The organism is Agrobacterium tumefaciens (genome assembly GCF_005221325.1).
GTDB lineage: Bacteria > Pseudomonadota > Alphaproteobacteria > Rhizobiales > Rhizobiaceae > Agrobacterium.
Map to the genome: position 1 here is coordinate 1,515,125 of NZ_CP039889.1, position 22,420 is coordinate 1,537,544.

Genomic DNA, 22,420 nt, shown 5'->3' on the forward strand with positions numbered 1-22,420 from the left:
GCAATTTTAACCGGAACAAACCGGCGTCTTCCACTGTTTTACACCCCATGCAGGGGAGGCAGCATGGCAGCCAGAAACGACGACAAATATCGCGGCGATACTGAAAACAAAGGTTTCTGGTCGATCGACTTCGGGCAGTCACCGGTTGTCGGCACGGCTATTCACGACGGTCATTTCATCCGTTCGGATATGGTCGACCTGATGGCTCTTTCTCCGGAACAAAGGCTGCGTGAGGAAGATCCGTTCACCGCTGACATGATTGCGGGACTTACAAACCGCATCGTCGTGCACCATTCACGTTTCGAAATCGATCTCAACCGCGCGGCCGATCAGGCGATCTATTTGAAGCCGGAGCAATCCTGGGGGCTTGAGGTCTGGAACGAGGAACCATCACAAGACGCGGTTCGCCAGTCACTCGGTTTTCATGCGGATTATTACGCGATGCTTGAAAGCGTTCTCTCGGCCGTCGAGCGGCGGTATGGGGCTTTCGTGGTGCTGGATGTGCACAGCTACAATCATCGCCGCCAGGGCGCCAGCGAGCCGCCAACGGCGCAGGCGGAAGCACCCGATATCAATATCGGCACGTTTTCAATGGATCGCAACCGCTGGAACGATGTGGTCAGTGCGGTGGGGCAGCATTTCGCATCCGCGACCATCGGCGGTCGCCGCCTTGATGTGCGCGAGAACGTGGCCTTTCAGGGCAAGGGGGAACAGACCCGCTTCATTCACGAACGTTTTGCGGAGAACGGCTGCGCCATTGCAGTCGAGTTCAAGAAGTTCTTCATGGACGAGTGGACGGGAGAGCCGGACAGGCGTGTGGTTTCGGATATCAGAGAGACTGTCGCTGCTCTTCAGCCGGTTCTCGAAGAGTGCCTGAGGTCGCGGCGATGAGTGTTTCCTCCGCACGCCGCGCACCCTCCCCCGTCGCCGATCTCGTGGATGATGTCGTCTCCTGCCTTGAGGCTGGCAAGGCCATTCGCCGTGATGTCGGAAAGGATGGCCGGCTGCATATCGACCGGCCGCTGCCGTTCCTCTGCCTGCATCTGACCGGGGGTACGAAAAATCTCGCCGCCCGCGATATCGCCGCCGCCCATGCATCCTATCTCATCTCTTCCACCATCCAGGAGGCCGCACCGCTGATCGAGGCGGTTGGCGTAGCCATGCGGGAGCGTTTCGGCGCCTTCATCGTTCTCGATATCGGCGAGTTGGAGCACGATATCCTGCTCGCCGACGATTCCCCCTTCCTGCCGCATTATGAGGTTTCCGTCTCGGCGACTTCGGAACCGGAAACCCAGAAAGCCCGCCGGGTCTTCATCAAGGCGGTCTGTGATGCCGAAGTGCGTTTTCGCACGCCGCGCATCACCCGGCCGGAGCCGGAAGCCGATCCGATCCTCCGGTTTCAGAATGCCGGACTGAATTTTCCCTGCATCAGCGTGCGTTTTGCACCGATCTATCGCCAGCCCGAATCCGGTGCTGACTATCCCGGCCTGCGTGAGACGATGATCGCCGATCTCTTCGATGCCGGTCTGCAGGCCTTCTCGTCATTTTCGTCCGGTATGGATGCGCTGAAGGTCACCAGCCACCGGGCGCTCGGTCGCAAGGCCTTTGTCGATGCCGTCCGGCGCGCCGACCGCTCGGTTGACGAGATCGTTTCATCCTTCGATTTTCTTCTGTCCGTCACGCCGATCAATGCCCGCCGGGCCTTCGAGGAATTTCGTGATGGCAACTTCCAGTTTGCGCCGCGCCTGCTTTACCGGCCGCTGGGCGTTGATGTGGAAGAGCAGAAGCGCAAGCTCTATTCCGTTGTTTTCGATCATCTGGAAGACCCGGTTCTCTATCATCTCTACCGGGAGAAACAGCGGGAGATCGACCTGCAACTGACGATGCTTGCGAGCCTGCATCACCGCACCTTCACCGATTTTTCGCGCGCCCTTTATGGTGCCGTCGAACCCGCCCTTCTGACGTTGGCGCTTCGTGTGCTAGAGGATTGCCCGCGCGGGCAAGAAACCAGCGAAATCGCCATGGTGGATTGTTATGCGGTCGCCAAGAAATCACGGGAAATGGTCGAGGCTTATCGGGGGGAAGAACCGGAATTCAAGGCCCGTGTCGAAATCCGCGACGACCTGCCGCCCGGTCTGATGGTGACGGGCGAAAAGCTGTTGATCTCCCGTCACACGGTCATGGAGCAGCGTCGTGTCGAGGCGCTGCTGTCGCATGAGATCGGCGTGCATCTGCTCACCTATTTCAATGGCTCGTCCCAGGGCCTCAGGCTCTTCCGCACCGGCCTCTCCGGTTACGAGGGTGTGCAGGAGGGGCTGGCGGTGCTGGCGGAACATCTGGCGGGTGGGATGACGCGCGAACGCCTGCGGCTGGTCGCCGGCCGCGTCGTCGGCTGCGCTGCCATGCTGGACGGCGCGACTTTCGTGGAAACCTTCCGCATCATGACTCGTGAACATGGTTTCGATGCTGCCGGCGCCTTCAACATGGTGCTGCGCATCTATCGCGGCGGCGGTCTTTCCAAGGATGCGATCTATCTGCGTGGGCTGGCCGAGGTGCTGGACCATCTGTGCAGGGGCGGGGCGCTCGACCCCTTCTGGATGGGCAAGATTGCCGCCCAGCATTTCCCTGTCATGCAGGAGCTTGCCCTGCGTGGCCTGCTTCGCCCGCCGGGTGTGAGACCCGCCTTTCTGCTGCCCGCCAAGGCCAATGAGCGGCTGGAGAAAATACGGGCGGGATTATCAATTGCCGAACTGGCGACATTATAGGAGGGGCTTTATGCGTATCGCATTTTTCGTCAATTCCATCGAAACCGAAGGGCCGAACTACGCCACCGGCCTTCTGGCCATGGCGGCGCTCAATCGCGGCCATGAGGTGGTCTATCTGACGCCAGGGGATTTTACCCTGCGCTCGGATGACAGCCTGACCATTCACGCCACCGTCCTGCCGAAGGGTAGAATCAAGAAAGGCGAGACGTTCCATTCCACGCTCCAGGACAAGGCGCTGGAGCGGCGCACCATGGATGTCGAGGAAATCGATGCGCTGATGCTGCGCAACGACCCTTCGCTCGACCAGACGACACGGCCATGGGCGGTGCATGCCGGCATTCTCTTCGGGCGGCTTGCCGAACAGCGCGGCGTCGTGGTGCTGAACGATCCAGAGGGTCTGGCGCTTGCGCAGAACAAGCTCTACTTCCAGAGCTTCCCCGAAATCGTTCGCCCGACCACGATCATCTCGCGCAATGTCGATGAAATCCGCGCCTTTGCCGATGCGCATCCAAAGGGCGTCATCGTCAAGCCGCTGCAGGGCTCCGGCGGCAAGAACGTCTTCAAGATCGGCTCCAGCAAGGAGACCAATCTCAACCAGATTTTCGAGGCGGTGAGCCTCGAAGGTTATCTGATCGCGCAGGCCTATCTGCCGGCCGCGAAAGACGGCGATATCCGCTTTTTCATGATGAATGGCCGTCCGCTGATGCGTGACGGCAAATATGCCGCCCTTCGCCGCGTGCCGGCCAAGGGCGACCTGCGTTCCAATATCCACGCAAAAGGCACCGCCGAGGCCGTGAAGGTGACGGATGAAATCGTGGCGCTTGCCGAGATGGTGCGGCCGAAGCTCGTGGAGGACGGCATGTTCCTCGTGGGGCTCGATATCGTTGGTGACAAGATATTGGAGGTGAACGTCTTTTCGCCCGGTGGCCTTTCCAATATCCGCGATCTGACAGAGATGGATTTCAGCGATACCATCATCGAGGCCGTGGAAACCAAGATCGCCATGCAGAGCGCTTCCGCCGGCACGATCTCAAATCGCCTGCTGGCGACTTTGTAGTTAGTCCTGCAGCTCGGCCGATTGCATCTGGCGATACCAGGTGACGAGGGCCTTGATGCCCTCCTCGACTGGGGTCTGCGGCACATAACCGGTCAATGCCCTCAGAAGATCGGGCGAGGCGAAGGTGCGCGGCACATCGCCCTGCTGCATCGGCAGCATGTTGCGGATCGCCGGCTTGCCGACTGCCTTTTCGATCGTTTCGACGAAGTGCATCAGTTCTACCGGCTGGCCGCCGCCGATATTGACAACGCGGAACGGCGCGTGGTGCGAAAGCGTGTCGGTCACGCCTTCCTGCGTCACGCGGTTTTCCTCGGAGGGGATGACGGTGCTCAGCCGGACGATGCCTTCGACCAGATCGTCGATATAGGTGAAATCACGGCTCATATTGCCTTGCCCGTAAATATCGATCGGCTGGCCGTTGGAGACGGCATCAACGAATTTGATCGGCGCCATGTCCGGCCGTCCCCACGGGCCATAGACGGTGAAGAAACGGAAGGCGGTGGTGGGCAGCTTGTGCAGATGGGCATAGCTGTGCGCCATCAGCTCCATCGATTTTTTGGTGGCGGCATAAAGCGTCATCGGCTCGTCGGCCTTGTCGCTCTCCGCAAATGGGATTTTTTCGTTGGCGCCGTAGATGGAGGAGGTCGATGCCAGCATCAGGTGCTTGACATCAAGGCTTCTCGCGAGCTCCAGCATGTTGAATGAGCCGATGAGATTGGAATCGATATAGGCGCGCGGATTTTCAAGGCTGTAACGAACACCGGCCTGGGCGGCGAGATGGATGATGATCTCAGGTTCTGCGGCCTCCGCCGCCCGCTTTAGCGCATCGGTATCTTCCAGCATGCCGATTTCAGCCCGGAAGCCGTTGGAGCGGGAAAGGATGGCGTGGCGTTTTTCTTTCAGGCTGACATCGTAATATTTCGTCATGCCGTCGAAGCCGGTCACGAAGTGTCCCGCATCCAGCAGCCGCTTTGCGACGTAAAAGCCGATGAAGCCTGCCGTACCGGTAACCAGATAACGCATGATGACTATGTCCCGAATCTGTTGGTGCGTTTGCGGTTAACCCGAAGCGCGAAAATTGTTTCAGTGAAATTCCAGACGACGAAGCGCTAGAGTTCCTTGCCGGCGGTATCCTCATGCGGGCGGCCGACGGCGGCATAGATGAAACCATGCGCGGCAACTTCATCCGTGCGGTAAATATTGCGCAGGTCCACCAGAACAGGGCTTTTCATGATCGCCTTCAGGCGCGGCAGATCAAGCGCGCGGAACTGGTTCCATTCCGTCACGATCACCACGGCATCTGCATCTTGCGCCGCCTCGTAGGGGCCTGTTGCGTATTCGATATCCTCCATCAGATGGCGGGCATTCGCCATGCCTTCGGGATCGTAACCGACCACTTTTGCCCCACCATCCTGCAGGGTCTGGATGATGGCGATCGCCGGGCTGTCGCGCATGTCATCGGTGTTCGGCTTGAAGGTGAGGCCCAGCACGGCGATCTTCTTGCCACGAACGTCGCCGCCCACCGCATTGATGACCTTGCGGCCCATGGCGCGCTTGCGATTGTCGTTGATGGCAATGGTGGTTTCGATCAGCCGCACCGGCGCATCATAATCCTGCGCGGTCTTGGCAAGCGCCAGTGTATCCTTTGGGAAACAGGAGCCGCCATAACCGGGGCCGGCATGCAGGAATTTCGAGCCGATGCGGCCATCGAGACCGATGCCGCGCGACACGTCCTGCACATTGGCGCCGACCTTTTCGCAGAGGTCAGCCATTTCGTTGATGAAGGTGATCTTCATCGCCAGAAAGGCGTTGGCGGCATATTTGATCAGTTCCGACGCGCGCCGCGTGGTGAAGAGTAGCGGCGACTGATTGAGGTAGAGCGGACGGTAAACCTCCGTCATGACAGGGCGGGCACGCTCGTCGGAAAGGCCAACGACGATACGGTCCGGCCGCTTGAAATCCTCGATGGCTGCCCCTTCGCGCAGGAATTCCGGGTTGGACACCACGGCGAAATCGGCGGAGGGGTTTTCCTCGCGAATGATGCGCTCCACCTCATCGCCGGTGCCGACCGGAACGGTCGATTTGGTGACGATGACGGTGAAACCATCCAGCGCATGGGCGATCTCTTTTGCCGCCGCATAGACGTAACCGAGATCCGCATGGCCATCGCCGCGCCGCGAGGGCGTGCCGACCGCGATGAAGACGACCTCGGCATTGGCGACGGCCGCGGAAAGATCGGTGGTGAAACTCAACCGGCCGGCCCTGGCGTTGTTGGCGACGATCGTCTCCAGACCCGGTTCGAAGATCGGAATATGGCCGTTTTTCAGGGCCTCGATCTTCTCCGGCATCTTGTCGACGCAGACCACATCGTGGCCGAAATCTGCAAAACACGCGCCGGACACAAGGCCGACATAACCCGAACCGATCATCACTATCCGCATTCTTTTTCCTTTCGGTTAGCGAGGCCATGTTAACTCGGCAGCACCGGCCGGGGAAATCGGCGGGTGAAAAATCGCATGATGATATTTAGCCGCCTTCATGCCCGTCGCCAAGCGCCACGATCAACACCGGCTAACCTCTTTCCATGACGGTGATGTGATGGCCTTGGCGGGACAAATTTGCCGCACCTCGCAGCCGATTGCATCGATGCGGTGAGATCGCTCATTTTTGCCTGTTTTGCGGCTTGCACTCATAGGTAGCCGGGTCTAGCCATAGGGTCGAGGATCAAATCTGCCAGACTGTCTGTCCCCTTGGAGGGGGCGTCCGGGTCGCGTTCCACGCGGCCGGGGGATGCTTTGCGTTGCGGTCGATGTTCGGGGAAGTCAAATGCAAAAGGGTTTTCTGCTCGGTCTGTTCGCTTATGCGACCTTTTCCATGGGCGATGCCACGATCAAGTCGCTGGGATCGCAGATCAGCGTTTTCGAGATCGGTTTTTTCAGTATTCTCTTCTCCGGCATCTTCATCTTCTTCAGCAAACCGCGTGAGGAAAGGTGGCGCGAATTCTGGCGCATGAGCCGGCCATTCGCGGTGCATGGGCGTGCGATTTCCGGTCTCTTTGCCGGCATTTTCGGCATCTATGCCTTCACCACCATTCCCCTTGCGGAAGCCTATGCGCTGATCTTCCTGTCACCGCTTTTCGTGACAGTACTTTCCGCCGTGGTGCTGAAGGAGAATATCGGCCCATGGCGCTGGGCGGCGGTTCTGGCCGGCATCGTCGGCGTCGTCCTCGTCGTGCGGCCGGGCTTCAAGACGCTGGAACTCGGCCATATCGCCGCCATCGGCGTCGCGTTCCTGGCGGCGATGACCATCGTGCTTTTGCGCTCGCTCGCGGGCAAGGAAAAGCGCACCTCGATCATGGGCGTGCTCCTGATTTACGGCCTTACCTTCAACGGCATCGCTTCCATCCCCGATTTCGTCATACCCAACCTGCACCAGCTTCTGGCCTTCGCCTTCATCGGCCTTTGCACGGCGACGGGACAGATCACCCTTCTGGTCGCAACCCGCATCGCGCCGGCGAGCCAGATCGCGCCATCGCATTATTCGCAAATACTCTGGGCCGTGGCGATTGGCATGACCTTCTTTCACGAATATCCTGACGCCGTTGCGGTGCTGGGTCTCGCCGTCATCGCTGGATCGGGACTTTTGACGATGATCCGTGAAAAGGTAAGGCTCGGCACCGTGCGATGGAACCCGTTTTTCCGCAATCGCCTCTGATGCGCACAGCTAGCTATAACGGCTTGCCAACCTGATCGAGCAGCCAGGACTGAAAGGCGCGGGCAAGCGCATTGTCCTGCCGCCCTTCCGGCAGGGCGACGTAATAGCTCTTGTCGGTTTGCAGGGGTATGTCGAAGACGATTTCGAGGCGGCCGGAGGCGAGTTCCGCCTCGATGAGATATCTGGGTAGAAGGGCGAAACCGATGCCGCTCGCGGCGGCCTCGATGATCATCGAAAACTGATCGAAACGGCTGCCCTGATAGGCATTGTCAGCCGTCACGCCGTTCATTTCCAGCCATTCCGTCCAGAGTTTCGGCCGCGTCGTGACATGCAGCAGCGGTTGTCCGGCCAGATCCTGCGCCCGGTCCACGCCTGCGCGGCGGAGCAGGGCAGGGCTCGCGACCGGCACGATCACCTCGTTGCATAAGAACGTGCAGGTGCCGTGTGCCCAGATTGGCTGGCCGTAGTGAATGGCGAGATCGAAACCTTCCTCATCAAAATCGAAGGGATGCGAGCGCGAGCCGATCGTGATCGTCATATCAGGGTTGGCGTCGATGAAGCGGGAGAGGCGCGGCATCAGCCAGCGGCTTCCGAATGTCGGTAATGTTGCGACGGAGAGCGATGCATGCGAGGTTCCGGCGGAAACCGCACGCACCATCAGCTGTTCGGATTGCTGCAACAGGCGCCGCACATCGGGCAGGAACTTGCGCCCCGCTTCCGAAAGCACGACCCGCCGGCGGATGCGCTCGAACAGCTGCATTCCCGTCTGCGCTTCCAGCTCGCCGATCTGTCGGCTGACAGCGCTCTGCGTGAGGTTGAGTTCTTCGGCCGCACGCGTAAAATTGCCATGCCGTGCCGCGCATTCGAACGCTTGCAGGGTAACGATGTCAGGAACCAGTCTTCTGCGCGGATCCATTCCATTCTCGCATCAACTTACCCGCTTTCCTCATTGGAAAAGGGTTGTTATGGCCATATATGATTACGGGAAAGAATGGAACGGTGTTTTCCGGCGTTGCCGGGCCCAGTTTCAAACAACGAATGAAAAATTCGGGGAAAGATGAGTGCCGGGAGTTGAAAGCGCCGTATCCACACGGCCTTTCCTCCCCTTTCAACCAAAAGGACGATGGACATGGATGCGATGACGAAGCTTGATGTGAAACAGGAAGCCGCGGCTCTGCTCGACAGGATGGGTGTTGCCCGCGATCTTTATACCGGCGGCGACATGGCGTCCTTCAGCCCCGTCACGGGTGAGCAGATCGCGAGCCTCAAGACTGTGTCGGTAGAGGGTGTCGCAGCCGTGGTCGACAAGGCTGACGCGGCCTTCAGGACCTGGCGTAATGTACCGGCGCCTCGCCGCGGTGAGCTGATCCGCCTGCTCGGCGAAGAACTCCGCGCCTTCAAGACCGATCTTGGCCGTCTCGTTTCGCTGGAAGCGGGCAAGATCCCGTCTGAAGGCCTCGGTGAAGTGCAGGAGATGATCGATATCTGCGATTTCGCCGTCGGTCTTTCGCGCCAGCTTTATGGTCTCACCATCGCCACCGAACGCCCCGGCCACCGCATGATGGAAACCTGGCATCCGCTCGGTGTCGTCGGCGTCATCTCGGCCTTCAATTTCCCCGTCGCCGTCTGGTCGTGGAATGCCGCGCTTGCCATCGTCTGCGGCAATTCGGTGGTTTGGAAGCCTTCGGAGAAGACCCCGCTGACGGCCCTTGCCGTGCAGGGCATCTTCGAGCGCGCGGCTGCGCGCTTCGGCGATGCGCCGGAAGGTCTGTCGCAACTGCTGATCGGTGACCGCGCCGTCGGTGAAGCCATGGTGGACAATGCCAAGGTGCCGCTCGTCTCCGCCACCGGTTCCACCCGCATGGGCCGTGATGTCGGCCCGCGTCTGGCAAAGCGCTTCGCCCGCGCCATTCTGGAGCTTGGCGGCAACAATGCCGGCATCGTCTGCCCCTCGGCCGATCTCGACATGGCGCTGCGCGCCATCGCCTTCGGCGCCATGGGCACCGCCGGCCAGCGCTGCACCACACTTCGTCGCCTTTTCGTGCATGACAGCGTTTATGACGAACTCGTGCCGCGCCTGAAGAAGGCCTATGCCTCCGTCTCCGTCGGCAATCCGCTGGAAAGCGCCGCACTTGTCGGCCCGCTGGTCGACAAGGCGGCCTTTGACGGCATGCAAAAGGCGCTTGAGGCTGCCAAGGCGGCAGGTGGCGTTGTGAATGGCGGCAGCCGCGTGGATACCGGTGCGGCAGACGCTTATTACGTGAAGCCGGCACTGGTCGAAATGCCGAAGCAGGTTGGCCCCGTTCTGGAAGAAACCTTCGCGCCGATCCTCTATATCATGAAATATAGCGATCTCGATCAGGCGATCGACGCCCATAACGCCGTCGCCGCCGGTCTTTCTTCATCGATCTTCACCCGCGACATTCAGGAATCGGAACGCTTCCTGTCGTCGGAGGGCTCGGATTGCGGCATCGCCAACGTCAATATTGGCACATCGGGTGCGGAAATCGGTGGCGCCTTCGGCGGTGAGAAGGAAACCGGTGGCGGCCGTGAATCCGGTTCGGATTCCTGGAAGGCCTATATGCGCCGCGCCACCAACACCATCAACTATTCCAAGGCGCTGCCTTTGGCACAGGGCGTTTCCTTCGATATCGAATAAGCCCACCGCATCCTGATTGATCCATATGCCGGCGCCTCGTGCGCCGGCGTTTTCGTTTGGGGGCTGAAAACAAGCCGCCGCCAATATTTGCGGAAATGCCTGATGGCAGCGGAATTTTATTCCTGCGATATCAGTTATATTGAATTATTGTCTCTCTATCGTTTTTGTTGGAAACCCTAGCATTGCTCCATATCGCAGACCGGCCAGTGGGGCTGGTGATAGGAGATGAAATGCCAGCCATTACCCGACGCGTCCTTTCCGCCGGTCTCATCGCCGCCGCCGCCTTTTCAACGCTGGCATTTGCCGCACAGGCGGCGGAAGAACTGAAGATCGGTTATCAGAAAACCGGCCTGCCGGTGATCGCCCGTCAGCAGGGCGTCATCGAAAAGGCGCTCGAGGCCAAAGGCGTGAAGGTGTCCTGGGTGGAGTTCACGGCAGGCCCGCCGCTGGTGGAAGCGCTGAATGTCGGCTCCATCAATGTCGGCTGGACAGGCGACGCGCCGCCGATTTTCGGTCAGGCGGCGGGTTCGGCCATTGTCTATGTCGCGGCGCTTCCTTCGAACGGCAAGGGCGAGGCGATCTTCACCAAGCCTGAAAGCGGTATCAAATCGGTTGCCGATCTCAAGGGCAAGAAGGTCGGCGTCGGCAAGGGCACCAGTGCCCACAATCTGCTGGTTGCGGCGCTGGAGAAGAACGGCCTGAAATTCAGCGATATCGAGGTGACCTATCTCAGCCCGGCCGACGCCGCGGCCGCTTTTGCCAGCGACAAGATTGATGCCTGGGCCGTCTGGGACCCGTTCTACGCGATTGCCGAAACCCGCTACAAGCCGGTGACCCTTGCCCGCACCAGCGACGTTCTTGACGTCAGCACCTATTTCCTCGCCAATCGCGATTATGCCAAATCCCATGCGGATACGATCAACACCACCGTCGGTGCTCTGGGCGAAGCGGCAAAATGGTCTGCCGCAAACCGCGACAAGGTGGCGGCTGCGCTGCATGAAGTGACGGGCGTTCCGCTGGAGGCGCAGACGCTCGCCGCCAACCGCTCGGAATTCGGCATCACCAGGATCGACGACAAGATCGTCGCCAGCCAGCAGGAAACCGCCGACCGCTTCTATCGTCTTGGCCTCATCCCGAAACAGATCAGCATCAAGGATGCCGTCTGGTCGGGCGCGACCAACTAAGCCGGACCGGAGGGACGTCATGAGCACTGGAAAGCGTACTGAGATAGGTGGTGCCGCCACCGGCTGGCTGCTTCCCGCCATCATCCTTGCGGGATGGGAAGTGGCGGCGCGTGTTGGCCTGATTTCCGCCAACGTGCTGCCGGCCCCCTCCGCTGTTGCCGAAGCCTTCTGGCGGCTTTTGCTCTCGGGTGAACTCATCGCCAATATCGGCGTCAGTTCCGCCCGCGCACTCGCCGGTTTCGCCATTGGCGGCGCTATCGGCTTCATCTTCGGTTTGGCCAATGGTCTGTCGAGATTTTCGCGCAGCTTCACCGATACGACGCTGCAGATGATCCGCAATATTCCGCATCTGGCGCTCATTCCGCTCGTCATCCTGTGGTTCGGCATCGATGAGGAAGCGAAGCTCTTTCTCGTCGCGCTCGGGGTCTTCTTCCCGATCTACATCAACACGCTGCTCGGCATTCAGGGCGTCGATCCGCAGCTGGTGGAGATGGGCCGCACCTACGGCATGTCGCCCTTCACGCTGTTCCGGCGGGTCATCCTGCCCGGCGCGCTGCCGTCCATCTTCACCGGCCTGCGTTACGCGCTCGGCATCATGTGGCTGACGCTGATCGTGGCGGAAACCATCTCCTCGTCCTCCGGCCTCGGCTACATGGCCATGCAGGCGCGCGAATTCCTGCTGATCGATGTCGTTGTGCTGTCGATCCTCATCTATGCGCTTCTCGGCAAGCTCGCCGACAGTTTCGCCCGCTTCCTCGAAAGCGTCTTCCTGCAATGGCATCCAGCCTTCAAGAAAGTCTGAGGTAACCCATGTCGACCGGTAATGTGACGACGCTGAGACGCCCCGATGCCCCGCAACCTCTTCCGCCCGGAACCGAGGCGAAGATCGAACACCGTGCCAAACCGGCCGAAGGCAAGGTCGCCTTCAGCTTCCGCAACGTCACGAAGAGCTTCGGCGACAAGCCGGTTCTGCGCGGCATCGATCTCGATGTGCGGGAAGGCGAGTTTCTGGCCATCATCGGCAAGAGCGGCTGCGGCAAGAGCACGCTTTTGCGTATTCTGGCCGGCCTCGACACGCCGACGACCGGAACCGTCTCAAAGGATGCATCAAGCCGCACCCGCATGATGTTTCAGGAGCCGCGCCTTCTGCCGTGGGAGCGGATCGCAAACAATGTTTCGGTGGGCCTGACCGGCATCGCCAAAGGCGAAGCTGCAAGGGAACAGGCGCTTGGCATTCTCGATGAGGTCGGCTTAAAGGATCGGGCGGGCGAGTGGCCCTATGTGCTTTCCGGCGGCCAGAAGCAGCGCGTGGCGCTGGCACGCGCGCTTGTCGCCCATCCGCAAATCCTGGCGCTGGACGAGCCGCTCGGCGCGCTCGATGCGCTCACCCGCATCGAAATGCAGCTTTTACTGGAGCGTATCTGGCGCAAACAGAAATTCACCGCCGTGCTCGTAACCCACGATGTTTCGGAGGCCGTCGCGCTCGCGGATCGCATCGTCGTCATCGATGAGGGGCGTATCGCGCTCGATCTCGATGTGAAGCTGCCGCGTCCGCGCCGCCATGGCACGCCGGAATTCGCAAGGCTGGAAGAACAGGTTCTGAACCAGCTCTTCGGCCGTGGCGAGATTACTGGACAATAGGTGGCGCGGCAGGGTCGAGACCCTGCCGGGACCATGTCTTAGCCTATGCTCATCAGGCTGGCATTGCCGCCGGCAGCCGTGGTGTTGACGCTGACGGAGACCTCCTCCACCAACCAGTCGAGAGTATAAGGCTGGCTTTCGCCGGAAAGTGCGTCCGTCGTCGCTGCCTGAACGAGAACCAGCGGGCCGGGCAGGGTGGCAATCTTCCTGTTGATCGCAACCACACGCTCCGCATCGCCCTCGACCAGCGCACCGGCGAAAGGTGCTGATTTCTTCCAGTCATCCGCCCAGACGATGCGCGAGGTGACGGTTGCCGGCAGGCCGTAGATTGCCTTTTCCAGTCCGGAAGCATTGTCGATGACAACCGAGTTCCCGGTGGAAAGCGCCGCCGCAAGCTGGCGGTAAAGCCCCTGTTCGGTTGCCGGCACCAGCAGGATCTTGCCGCGTGGATGCAGCGCATAGACGTTGCGCTCGCCGACCGGTCCCGCCAGTTCGGTCTCGAAGCCGAGGCCGGAAAGCGCTGCCGCCTGGCGCGCGGCTTCGGCGGCGACGGTCTGACCATTTTCATCCAGCCAGCGGGCGAGATCGACCGCGGCCTGATCCTGCTGGCTGGCGATGCGGTCGATCTTCGGTGCTTTTTCCGTCATGCGGCCAAGATAGAGCGGGCCGCCGGCCTTGGGGCCGGTGCCGGAAAGGCCGCGCCCGCCAAACGGTTGCACGCCGACCACCGCGCCGATGATGTTGCGGTTCACATAAAGATTGCCGGCCGCGACGCGGGAGAGCACATGCTGGATCGTATCGTCGAGACGCGTATGCAGGCCGAAGGTCAGGCCGTAGCCGGTGGCGTTGATCTCGTCGATCAGCCGGTCGAGATTATCGCGCTTGAAGCGGATGACGTGCAGCACCGGCCCGAAGACCTCGCGCTTCAGATCGGCAAGCGATTTCATCTCGATGATGGTTGGTGGCACGAAGGTGCCCTTGCCGGTTTCCCCCGCAAGCGCGATCTGCTCGATGCGGTGACCGAGCGAACGCATGCCGTCAATGTGCTTTTCGATGATGCCTTTTGCTTCTGCAGTGATGACGGGACCGACATCCACGGAGAGCCGATCCGTACGGCCGATCCGCAATTCATGCAATGCGCCTTTCAGCATGGTCAGCGTGCGGTCCGCCACATCTTCCTGCAGGCAGAGAATGCGCAGTGCGGAGCAGCGCTGTCCGGCACTGTCGAAGGCGGACGCAATGACATCGGCGACGACCTGTTCTGCAAGTGCCGAGGAATCGACGATCATGGCGTTCTGGCCGCCGGTCTCTGCGATCAGCGGCACCGGCTGGCCATTGGACAGAACCCGGCCGGCAAGCTGGCCCTGAATGAGCCGCGCCACTTCCGTGGAGCCGGTGAACATCACGCCCGCCGTCAGTGGTGAACCGACGAGTGCTGCACCCGTCTTGCCGTCGCCCGGCAGAAGCTGCACGGCGTCTTGCGGAACGCCCGCTTCATGCAGCAGGCGTACGCCCTGCGCGGCGATCAGGGGTGTCTCCTCGGCGGGTTTTGCCAGAACCGGGTTGCCGGCAACCAGCGCCGCCGTCACCTGTCCGATGAAGATGGCGAGCGGGAAGTTCCATGGGCTGATGCAGACGATCGGACCGAGCGGCGTTTCGCCTGATTTGAAGTTCCTGCGGGCTTCCGCCGCGTAATAACGCAGGAAGTCGATGGCCTCGCGCACCTCGGCAATGGCGTTGGGCATGGATTTTCCTGCCTCGCGCATGATGAGGCCGAGCAACGCGGGCATTTCGGCCTGCATGGCGTCAGCTGCGCGCTCCAGGCAGGCGGCGCGGTCTTCCACGGGGGTGGAGGACCAGCTTGAGGCCGCCGCCCGTTGCATGGCCGCCTCGACATCGGCTTCGGTGGGTTCCGTCACCTGGCCGACGATATCGGTGTGATCGCCGGGGTTGAGGACCGGACGTGTCTGGCCGCCCGCCTGTGGTGCGGCAGCCTTCCATTCTGTTGCTGCACCTGCCTTCAAGGTCTTGTCGAGGGCAGAGAGCGTCGTTTCACTGGAGAGGTCGAGGCCGGCGGAATTTTTCCGTTCCGGGCCGAAGAGACCGGCGGGGGTGGCGATGCGGTCGTGCTGTGCACCGGGAACGGCATAGGCTTTGACTACCGCAACCGGGTCTTCCAGCAGGGAATCCACCGGCACGGCTGGGTCGGCAATGCGGTTGACGAAAGAGGAGTTCGCGCCGTTTTCCAGAAGACGACGAACGAGATAGGCCAGCAGTGTCTCATGGGTGCCGACCGGGGCGTAGAAGCGGCAGGGGCGGTCGAGTTTCTTCTTGCCGACGACTTCGCTGTAAAGTGGTTCGCCCATGCCGTGCAGGCACTGGAACTCGTAGTCGCCGAGTTTGAAATCGGGGCCGGCGAGGTGATAGATCGTCGCCATGGACTGCGCATTGTGGGTCGCAAATTGCGGGAAGACCAGATCGCGCGCGTCGAGCAGCTTGCGGGCGCAGGCGATGTAGGAGACATCGGTGTGCACCTTCCGGGTGAACACAGGGAAGTCTTCCAGCCCCTCCACCTGCGCGCGCTTGATTTCCGCATCCCAATAAGCGCCCTTGACGAGGCGCACCATGATGCGGCGGCCCGAACGGCGGGCGAGATCGATGATGTAATCCAGAACGAAGGGGCAGCGGCGGCCATAGGCCTGCACGACGAAACCGAGGCCGTTCCAGCCGGCAAGGTCCTTGTCCAGCGCCAGTTCTTCGAGAAGATCTAGCGACAGTTCCAGCCGGTCGGCTTCCTCGGCATCGATATTGAGGCCGATATCGTATGTCTTGCTGAGCAGCATCAGCGACTTCACGCGCGGCAGAAGCTCCGCCATCACCCGCTCGGCCTGCGCGCGGGCGTAACGCGGATGCAGCGCTGAAAGCTTGATGGAAATGCCCGGCCCGCCATAGATACCGCGGCCGGCAGAGGCCTTGCCGATGGCGTGGATGGCGTTTTCGTAATCCTTGTAATAGCGCTCCGCATCCTTTGCGGTGGTCGCGGCTTCGCCCAGCATGTCGTAGGAATATTGGAAGCCCTGCTCTTCAAGCGGTTTGGAACGCTTGATCGCTTCGCCGATCGTCTCGCCGGTCACGAACTGCTCGCCCATCATGCGCATCGCCATATCGACGCCACGGCGGATGACGGGTTCGCCGGCGCGGGCGATCAGCTTGGTCAGCGCCGCCGAAAGGCCGCTGTCATTGACCGTCGAGGTCAGCTTGCCGGTGATGACGAGGCCCCAGGTGGCGGCATTGACAAAAAGCGAGCGTCCGCCGCCAATATGGGACTTCCAGTCGCCGCGCGCGATCTTGTCGCGGATCAGCGCATCGCGGGTCGCGGTGTCGGGAATGCGCAGAAGCGCTTCGGCAAGGCACATCAGCGCCACGCCCTCATGGCTGGAGAGCGAATATTCCTGCACCAGTCCTTCGACACCGGTGCCCTTGGTCTTGGCGCGCAACGCCTCGATCAGCTTGCGTGCCGTGGCGCGAATGGCGGTCGCCTGTTCCGATGCCACGGTTGCTGCCTCGAGCAGCGGCGCCAGGCACTCTTCCTCCGGGCGGCGATAGGCGGCGGTGATCGCCTTGCGCAGCAGGCTCTGTTCGCGCACCGGCGGTGCAAAATTCTGGAAGATACCGTTCATCGCAAGAGCGGCGTTGCTTGCACCATCGGCCATTCTGAAAATCCTGAAAACGCTGTTGAAAACAGATCGTCGGCGGCAGCGCGTCCTCCGCCCGCCGCTTGTCATCCTGGCGCTTACAATATCATTGCCGGAAAAATTGCTATGGCCTTATTTTCAGGATAAAACAGGCCATATGAACTTTTATAAATCGAGAATGGCGTAAAATTGCATGGCAAATAGTCAGAAAACAGACGGTCTGGATCACTTCGATCTCAAGATTCTCGAGGCGCTCAGCGAAGACGGGCGCATGTCGGTGCTGCAACTCTCAAAAAGGGTCGGCCTTTCCAAGACGCCTTGCCAGACACGGTTGAAGCGGCTGGTGGATGAGGGCTATATTCTCGGCTTCCGGGCCATGCTCAATCCGCAGAAGCTCGGTGTCGATCACATCGCCTTCGCCGAAGTCAAGCTTTCCGACACGCGGGAAAAGGCGCTGGAGGAGTTCAACACGGCGGTGCGCAAGATCAAGGAAGTGGAAGAGTGCCACATGATCGCCGGCGCCTTCGATTATCTCCTGAAGGTGCGCACCAGCGACATCCGCAAATACAGAAGGGTGCTCGGCGAAAAAATCTCAAGCCTGCCGTCTGTCGCCAATACCTCGACCTTCGTGGTCATGCAGTCGGTCAAGGAAACGGGTATTTGAAAAGCGGAAATGGAAAAACGGGCAGACGTGAGCCTACCCGTTCATTGTCATTCCAATTTCGTTCTTTCAGCGCGCCGTGGCCGCGGCTGTCACCGCGCTCATCTGCGCATCCGGACCGAATTCGTTTTCGTTTTCGATACCAAGCAGTTCCTGGAGGCGCAGCCTTGCACGGCTCACGCGGCTCTTGATCGTGCCAACAGGGCAACCGCAAATCTCGGCGGCTTCCTCATAGGCAAAACCCGAGGCGCCGATCAGCAGGATGGCTTCACGCTGGTCGTCGGGCAATTTTGCGAGTGCTGCGCGGAAATCCTGAAGATCGACGGAACCATGCTGTTCCGGCGGCACGGAAAGGCGCGAGGTATAGACCCCGTCCGTATCCTGCACTTCACGGCCGGACTTACGAATCTGGCTGTAGAATTCGTTGCGCAGGATCGTCACCAGCCATGCCCGCATATTGGTGCCGGGCTGAAAACTGTCCTGTTTGGCCCAGGCCTTCATGATTGTGTCCTGCACGAGGTCGTCTGCACGGTCCCTCGAACGGATGAGCGAAATCGCGAAGGCGCGCAGGTTCGGCAGCGCTGCCAGCATTTCCCGCTTGAAATTGTATTCTGTCTGCTCCGGCTCTTTCGCCATCATTCCTCCGAAGCCTTCATTTTGGCTTTACTTTCGGCTTCATCGAGTTTTTCGAGAAGGTCGAGGAATTTGTCAGGGATGCCTTCATCCTGAACGGCATCATAAAGCTCTCTGAGCTTACGGGAAATCACCGCCCGCCCGGAATGTGGAACCTGGGGGGGCGCCGAATTGTCCGGCTGATCTTGATCCGATTGAAACATGCTCATAACGTCCGGTATTCCTTTTTCGTCGTGGCAAATAATGCGCGGTAAAAAAAATAGTTCCGGCAGTTTGGAACTTTTTTTGTGATGCGCACGTTGCTATCTCGGGTTTGCGTTGCAGACCGCATGAAAGGGGAGAATTCCATGTCAGTTTCTACACGCATCGCACCGCACCTGCCATATCTGCGCAGGTTCGCGCGTGCCGTTTGCGGTTCACAATCGACGGGCGATGCCTATGTTGCGGCAACACTCGAAGCTCTGATCGCCGATATCAGCATTTTTCCGCAGACAAGCAGCGATCGCGTTTCGCTCTATCAATTGTTCGTATCGATCTTTAGTTCCGTCACGATCAATATTAAGACCGACGAAAACCTGTCGGGATGGGAAAAGCGCGCCTCCGCCAATCTCTCCGCCGTGCCGGCGCTGGCCCGTCAGGCTTTCCTTTTGACGACGGTTGAAGAGTTCACGCCATCGGAAACCGCAGAGGTCCTGAAAGTGTCCGAGGATCAGGTCGGCAGGCTGATCGACGAGGCGGCCTCTGAAATTGCAAGGCAGGTGGCGACCGACATCATGATCATCGAGGACGAACCTCTGATCGCCATGGATATCGAGCAGATGGTCACCGATCTTGGCCACCGCGTCACGGGCATCGCCCGCACCCATACGGAAGCCCTCGATCTCTTCCATCGCACTCAGCCGAAAATGATCCTGGCCGATATCCAGCTCGCTGACGGCAGCTCCGGTCTCGATGCGATGAAGGACATCCTGCAGATGACCACCCTCCCGGTGATCTTTATCACGGCCTTCCCCGAGCGTCTTTTGACAGGCGAGCGACCGGAGCCGACCTTCCTCGTGACGAAGCCGTTTAACCCGGACATGGTGAAAGCTCTCATCAGCCAGGCCCTGTTTTTCAACGAAAGCTCACGCGTCGCGGCGTGAGATTTGCCGAAACCGCAGCCTGACCGGGAACCAGTGTGGCGCCCGGACGTTGGCGGTTATGGTCGTGGGGTCTTCCCGCGGCTTTCTGCAAGGAGATGAATTTGCATCGGCTGGCATGGCATAACGCGGAGAGGGACGAGAGCGAACTTCACGATTCGCTCGTCCTTGCCTTGCTCGATTCGGGCGAGACGGTCATGCTGCAGGACTGGAACCGCGATTATATATTCGTGGCCAATCTGCCGGATGTCTGGAAACTGCCGGTGGATTCGTACCCGACGGATGAAAATCTGTTCGGCAACGATCTCTCCGTCCGGCTGGCTGAACTGAAGAAGGACATGAACACGGCGGGCAGCCGCGGTATGCTGGAAGTCAACGCCGGCAATGATCGTGTCTTCCAGTTTCAGGTTCACTCCACCTTCAATCAGTCGAACCAGGTGGTAATGAAGACCACCATTCGGGAGGTGACGTCGGAACGGCGGCGCGAGCAGCTCCTGCGCTCGTTGCTGCGTGAGGTCAGCCACCGCTCCAAGAACCTGCTGGCGATTATCCAGAGCCTTGCGGGACAGACGGCCCGTTTCAGCCTCACCAAGGATGATTTCCTGCGCAAGTTCCGCGGCCGGCTGCATGCTCTTGCCCAGAGCCAGGATCTCATCACGGATTCGGACTGGCGGGGTGCACGCATATTCGAGCTTCTGCGGCAGCAATTCGAGCTTTATGTGCCTGAGTATCCGAACCTCATCCATATGGAAGGCGAAAACCTGCTGCTCAACCCGAATGGCGCGCTTTATATCGGGCTCGCCTTCCATGAGCTGGTCGTCAACACCGTAAGCCATAGTGGCAATCTGGCCTATCACCCGCCGATCGCTCTCCAATGTCGCCAGGACGGTGATTTTTATATTGTAGAGTGGAATGAGCCGATGATGCCCTCGAAGGAACCGGCGGAGGCCAGGCGCGGCAGTTTCGGCAGCGTGGTGCTGGAAAAGGTGGTGCCTTCCGCTCTCGGCGGCAGTGCCGAATACCAGCTGACACCGGAGCGGATCGTCTATCGCCTGAAGTTCCCTTCGGGTGACAGTGCGGTTTCCTGAGAAGGTTGCGGAGGGATGGTTGAGGCCTGACGACCATGCCAAAGCCCACAATAAAAAAGCACGGCCCATAAGAGAGCCGTGCTATTTTTATGACGGGTTTTCAGGGGTGAAACCCGTTTATATCAAGCCAAGCTTCAGGCGGGGACGGGGGAATTGCTTGGCCTGCAGTAAAAATGCACACCGGCGCATTGGGTTCCCGCAAAATGCATTTTTTTTGACAATCGCCAAATTTTAGCTGCCGGGGCGACGCTCAGTGTGTCTGCTCGGATCGCTTGGGGATGAAATAGCGCAGCGGCGCTTCCAGCGACCATTCGAAGCCGGTCTGGCGATACTCCGTCGTGACGTTCCCGCCGAAGGCGCCTTCCGCATGGCGTTTGATGACGGTGGTGCCGAAGCCCTTGCGGCTCGGCTCGGTTGCGGGCGGCCCGCCTGTCTCCGTCCAGATCAGTTGGAGCATCTGCCGACCATCTTTTTCGAGCGCTTTCCAGCTTACGGTTATTTTTCCCGGCGGTACCGAAAGTGCACCATATTTGATGGAGTTCGTCGTCAGCTCATGCACCACGAGCCCGAAGTTCTGCGCCGCTTCCGGCGACAGCATGAAATCGTCGCCCTCCAGCCTGAAGCGCTCCACGACCGTGCCGAAAACATCGAGATGGGTTTCGATCAGCTTGCGGATCGGCAGACCCTGCCATTGAACTTCCGCCAGAGCCCGAATCGACATTCCAAGGCCGCGCAGGCGGTGGTCCACTTCCTTCTGGAATTCAGGAATGCTTTTATTTTCGCGTCCCAGCTGCCGTATCATCGCCTGAACCAGCGTCAGAATGTTCTTGGAACGGTGTACCAGTTCGTGCAGCAGCAGTTGTAATCGCTCTTCCGACTGGCTTCTGTCGAAGGAGGCGTTGGAGAGTGCGATGGCGACCTGGTTGGCCTCCTTTATCTTGGTATCGACGGGGGCGACGATCTCGCCTTCGCCGATGCGCTCGGCCATATGGGTCAGATCGCGGATGGAGCTGCGCAATTGCCGACCGACCAGATAGGCGCCGCCGATGGCGATCAGCACCAGCACAAGGCTGCCGATCATCATCTGCCGCCAGGTGTCGATCAGCGCCGCCTGGCTCGCGGCAAGCGGTCCCCACATCACGGTCTTCCATTGCCAGCCCGGCAGCTGCGCATAGGCGTAGAGGTTGCCCTTGCCGTCGAAAAAATTACCGCTGAAGGCCTGCATTTCCGAAAGTATGGCGGGGTTTACAAAGGGCTTGCCCACTTCCGCCTCGTCCTGCGCAGTGGAAACGACGACGCGGTTGGTGCCGTCGATGATCGCGACCGCCCAGTGGCGCGGCAGGTTTTCCGTGGGAATGAGCCGGCTGAGATCACTGGCATTCTGCGTCAGGATCAGCGCGTCTCCCGCGGATCCAAGGTCCGGATCGAGCGGCAGAGTGACGTTGAACACCCATTCCTTGCTGACGGAGCCGAAAAACAGATCCGAAACGGTGATGCGGCGGGAATCGATCGCCCTGGCCAGATTGGCCTCGGCCGCCACCTTGCCGAGCGGCTCGCCATAGGGCACGCGCGTGTTGAGACGCTGCTGGCCATCCTTTGTGGCGAGAATGGCGTAGAGGCCCTCCCGTTTCAGGCTTTCGGCAACGCGCCCCTGAAACGCTGCGAGGTTGCCATTCTCAAGCTCGGGGAATTGCGAGAGCAGATTGAGCGAAGTGGCGATTTCCTGCAGACGGCGGTCAATATTGCGTGAGACCACCCGCACATCCTCGATTGTTTCCCGCTGCAGGTCATCGCGTTTTTCCGCCTCGAGGCGCAGCATCAGATAACCGACGAAAAGGATGAGCGGCAGCGTGATGACGGTTGCCATCACCACCAGATAGGTGCCGATGGAGGCCGTCGGGAAAAAATTAGCGCTGCGCCGACGCAAAGCCGAGATCATGTCTTTCAGTCTGTCGCCGGGTCCAGGCATATAAAAAACTCCGGCAGTTATGGCATTGTTACGGCAGGGATAATAGCGCGCTGTCCTCCGTTAGCAATGCCTGTTTTTTACCTTCAATTGTCTCAGCAGGCGACAATCGCATCGGCGCGACCGGAAAAAATCGGAACTATTTCAACGACGAGCCCGTTTGCAAGACGAACCGGCCACGGAGCGAAAGTGAAAACCATCACCGCCCGGCCAGTTGA

18 protein-coding genes are annotated in these 22,420 nt (G+C 60.0%); 11 read left to right on the forward strand and 7 right to left on the reverse strand.

Annotation, left to right across the window (positions count from 1 at the left end):
• Positions 1-63: 63 nt before the first annotated feature.
• Genes CFBP5499_RS21935 through CFBP5499_RS21945 form a run of 3 tightly spaced genes read left to right on the forward strand, consistent with a single transcriptional unit; the run spans position 64 to position 3,822 of the window.
• A complete protein-coding gene (locus tag CFBP5499_RS21935; protein ID WP_080828288.1) occupies positions 64-891 on the forward strand; it encodes an N-formylglutamate amidohydrolase in 828 nt (275 codons plus the stop codon).
• On the forward strand, positions 888-2,765 hold the full coding sequence (locus CFBP5499_RS21940; RefSeq protein ID WP_080828286.1) for a flavohemoglobin expression-modulating QEGLA motif protein: 1,878 nt from the start codon (positions 888-890) through the stop codon (positions 2,763-2,765). The genes CFBP5499_RS21935 and CFBP5499_RS21940 overlap by 4 nt, the downstream gene beginning before the upstream one ends.
• 10 nt (positions 2,766-2,775) lie before the next feature.
• Entirely contained in the window at positions 2,776-3,822 is a 1,047-nt protein-coding gene (locus CFBP5499_RS21945) for a glutathione synthase (protein WP_080828284.1), read from the forward strand.
• Here CFBP5499_RS21945 and CFBP5499_RS21950 read toward each other — a convergent pair whose 3' ends face one another.
• Positions 3,823-4,845, reverse strand: a complete 1,023-nt coding sequence (locus CFBP5499_RS21950) for an NAD-dependent epimerase (RefSeq protein WP_080828282.1) — start codon at positions 4,843-4,845, stop codon at positions 3,823-3,825.
• 86 nt (positions 4,846-4,931) lie between these two features.
• The gene (locus tag CFBP5499_RS21955) at positions 4,932-6,263 is read right to left on the reverse strand and encodes a UDP-glucose dehydrogenase family protein (RefSeq protein WP_080828280.1); all 1,332 of its coding nucleotides are present in this window, start codon (positions 6,261-6,263) and stop codon (positions 4,932-4,934) included.
• Positions 6,264-6,648: 385 nt separating this feature from the next.
• Here CFBP5499_RS21955 and CFBP5499_RS21960 point away from each other — a divergent pair, with 385 nt between their 5' ends.
• Positions 6,649-7,536, forward strand: coding sequence for a DMT family transporter (locus tag CFBP5499_RS21960; RefSeq protein ID WP_080828279.1), 888 nt, complete (start codon positions 6,649-6,651; stop codon positions 7,534-7,536).
• Between the two features lie 13 nt (positions 7,537-7,549).
• On the opposite strand, the gene CFBP5499_RS21965 is transcribed toward CFBP5499_RS21960, so the two are convergent.
• A complete protein-coding gene (locus CFBP5499_RS21965) occupies positions 7,550-8,452 on the reverse strand; it encodes a LysR family transcriptional regulator (RefSeq protein ID WP_080828277.1) in 903 nt (300 codons plus the stop codon).
• Positions 8,453-8,665: 213 nt separating this feature from the next.
• On the opposite strand from CFBP5499_RS21965, the gene CFBP5499_RS21970 reads away from it, so the two are divergent.
• The 4 genes from CFBP5499_RS21970 (at position 8,666) to CFBP5499_RS21985 (ending at position 13,020) form a co-directional block, all read left to right on the forward strand.
• Positions 8,666-10,195: an L-piperidine-6-carboxylate dehydrogenase gene (locus tag CFBP5499_RS21970; protein WP_080830139.1), complete on the forward strand. Its 1,530-nt coding sequence runs from the start codon at positions 8,666-8,668 to the stop codon at positions 10,193-10,195.
• A gap of 230 nt (positions 10,196-10,425) precedes the next feature.
• Entirely contained in the window at positions 10,426-11,379 is a 954-nt protein-coding gene (locus tag CFBP5499_RS21975) for an aliphatic sulfonate ABC transporter substrate-binding protein (protein ID WP_080828275.1), read from the forward strand.
• Between the two features lie 19 nt (positions 11,380-11,398).
• Complete coding sequence (locus tag CFBP5499_RS21980) at positions 11,399-12,181, forward strand: ABC transporter permease subunit (protein WP_080828274.1); 783 nt, start codon at positions 11,399-11,401, stop codon at positions 12,179-12,181.
• 8 nt (positions 12,182-12,189) lie between these two features.
• Positions 12,190-13,020 carry an ABC transporter ATP-binding protein gene (locus tag CFBP5499_RS21985; RefSeq protein WP_080828273.1) on the forward strand — a complete coding sequence of 277 codons (831 nt, stop codon included), beginning with the start codon at positions 12,190-12,192 and terminating at the stop codon, positions 13,018-13,020.
• A gap of 38 nt (positions 13,021-13,058) precedes the next feature.
• Here CFBP5499_RS21985 and putA read toward each other — a convergent pair whose 3' ends face one another.
• Complete coding sequence (gene putA / locus CFBP5499_RS21990; RefSeq protein ID WP_080828271.1) at positions 13,059-16,733, reverse strand: trifunctional transcriptional regulator/proline dehydrogenase/L-glutamate gamma-semialdehyde dehydrogenase; 3,675 nt, start codon at positions 16,731-16,733, stop codon at positions 13,059-13,061.
• A gap of 175 nt (positions 16,734-16,908) precedes the next feature.
• Between putA and CFBP5499_RS22000 the strand changes: the two genes are divergently transcribed.
• The gene (locus tag CFBP5499_RS22000) at positions 16,909-17,379 is read left to right on the forward strand and encodes an Lrp/AsnC family transcriptional regulator (protein WP_080828267.1); all 471 of its coding nucleotides are present in this window, start codon (positions 16,909-16,911) and stop codon (positions 17,377-17,379) included.
• A gap of 66 nt (positions 17,380-17,445) precedes the next feature.
• Here CFBP5499_RS22000 and CFBP5499_RS22005 read toward each other — a convergent pair whose 3' ends face one another.
• A complete protein-coding gene (locus CFBP5499_RS22005) occupies positions 17,446-18,012 on the reverse strand; it encodes an RNA polymerase sigma factor (RefSeq protein ID WP_080828265.1) in 567 nt (188 codons plus the stop codon).
• Positions 18,012-18,218 carry a NepR family anti-sigma factor gene (locus CFBP5499_RS22010; protein WP_080828264.1) on the reverse strand — a complete coding sequence of 69 codons (207 nt, stop codon included), beginning with the start codon at positions 18,216-18,218 and terminating at the stop codon, positions 18,012-18,014. The genes CFBP5499_RS22005 and CFBP5499_RS22010 overlap by 1 nt, the downstream gene beginning before the upstream one ends.
• A gap of 138 nt (positions 18,219-18,356) precedes the next feature.
• Between CFBP5499_RS22010 and CFBP5499_RS22015 the strand changes: the two genes are divergently transcribed.
• Both CFBP5499_RS22015 and CFBP5499_RS22020 read left to right on the forward strand, forming a co-directional pair.
• Positions 18,357-19,151: a response regulator gene (locus CFBP5499_RS22015; RefSeq protein WP_080828262.1), complete on the forward strand. Its 795-nt coding sequence runs from the start codon at positions 18,357-18,359 to the stop codon at positions 19,149-19,151.
• A gap of 95 nt (positions 19,152-19,246) precedes the next feature.
• Positions 19,247-20,236: a sensor histidine kinase gene (locus tag CFBP5499_RS22020; protein ID WP_080828260.1), complete on the forward strand. Its 990-nt coding sequence runs from the start codon at positions 19,247-19,249 to the stop codon at positions 20,234-20,236.
• A gap of 250 nt (positions 20,237-20,486) precedes the next feature.
• Here the strand turns inward: CFBP5499_RS22020 and CFBP5499_RS22025 are convergent, their stop codons facing one another.
• Positions 20,487-22,205, reverse strand: a complete 1,719-nt coding sequence (locus tag CFBP5499_RS22025) for a sensor histidine kinase (RefSeq protein WP_175416849.1) — start codon at positions 22,203-22,205, stop codon at positions 20,487-20,489.
• Positions 22,206-22,420: the final 215 nt, after the last annotated feature.

Coding starts and splice junctions, on each gene's coding strand:
- CFBP5499_RS21965 (WP_080828277.1), bottom strand. CDS start 8,452: ATGGATCCGCGCAGAAGACTGGTTCCTGACATCGTTACCCTGCAAGCG.
- CFBP5499_RS21950 (WP_080828282.1), bottom strand. CDS start 4,845: ATGCGTTATCTGGTTACCGGTACGGCAGGCTTCATCGGCTTTTACGTC.
- CFBP5499_RS21970 (WP_080830139.1), top strand. CDS start 8,666: ATGGATGCGATGACGAAGCTTGATGTGAAACAGGAAGCCGCGGCTCTG.
- CFBP5499_RS21945 (WP_080828284.1), top strand. CDS start 2,776: ATGCGTATCGCATTTTTCGTCAATTCCATCGAAACCGAAGGGCCGAAC.
- CFBP5499_RS22025 (WP_175416849.1), bottom strand. CDS start 22,205: ATGCCTGGACCCGGCGACAGACTGAAAGACATGATCTCGGCTTTGCGT.
- CFBP5499_RS21935 (WP_080828288.1), top strand. CDS start 64: ATGGCAGCCAGAAACGACGACAAATATCGCGGCGATACTGAAAACAAA.
- CFBP5499_RS21955 (WP_080828280.1), bottom strand. CDS start 6,263: ATGCGGATAGTGATGATCGGTTCGGGTTATGTCGGCCTTGTGTCCGGC.
- CFBP5499_RS21960 (WP_080828279.1), top strand. CDS start 6,649: ATGCAAAAGGGTTTTCTGCTCGGTCTGTTCGCTTATGCGACCTTTTCC.
- CFBP5499_RS21985 (WP_080828273.1), top strand. CDS start 12,190: ATGTCGACCGGTAATGTGACGACGCTGAGACGCCCCGATGCCCCGCAA.
- CFBP5499_RS22010 (WP_080828264.1), bottom strand. CDS start 18,218: ATGAGCATGTTTCAATCGGATCAAGATCAGCCGGACAATTCGGCGCCC.
- CFBP5499_RS21980 (WP_080828274.1), top strand. CDS start 11,399: ATGAGCACTGGAAAGCGTACTGAGATAGGTGGTGCCGCCACCGGCTGG.
- CFBP5499_RS22020 (WP_080828260.1), top strand. CDS start 19,247: ATGAATTTGCATCGGCTGGCATGGCATAACGCGGAGAGGGACGAGAGC.
- CFBP5499_RS22000 (WP_080828267.1), top strand. CDS start 16,909: ATGGCAAATAGTCAGAAAACAGACGGTCTGGATCACTTCGATCTCAAG.
- CFBP5499_RS22005 (WP_080828265.1), bottom strand. CDS start 18,012: ATGGCGAAAGAGCCGGAGCAGACAGAATACAATTTCAAGCGGGAAATG.
- putA (WP_080828271.1), bottom strand. CDS start 16,733: ATGGCCGATGGTGCAAGCAACGCCGCTCTTGCGATGAACGGTATCTTC.
- CFBP5499_RS21975 (WP_080828275.1), top strand. CDS start 10,426: ATGCCAGCCATTACCCGACGCGTCCTTTCCGCCGGTCTCATCGCCGCC.
- CFBP5499_RS21940 (WP_080828286.1), top strand. CDS start 888: ATGAGTGTTTCCTCCGCACGCCGCGCACCCTCCCCCGTCGCCGATCTC.
- CFBP5499_RS22015 (WP_080828262.1), top strand. CDS start 18,357: ATGTCAGTTTCTACACGCATCGCACCGCACCTGCCATATCTGCGCAGG.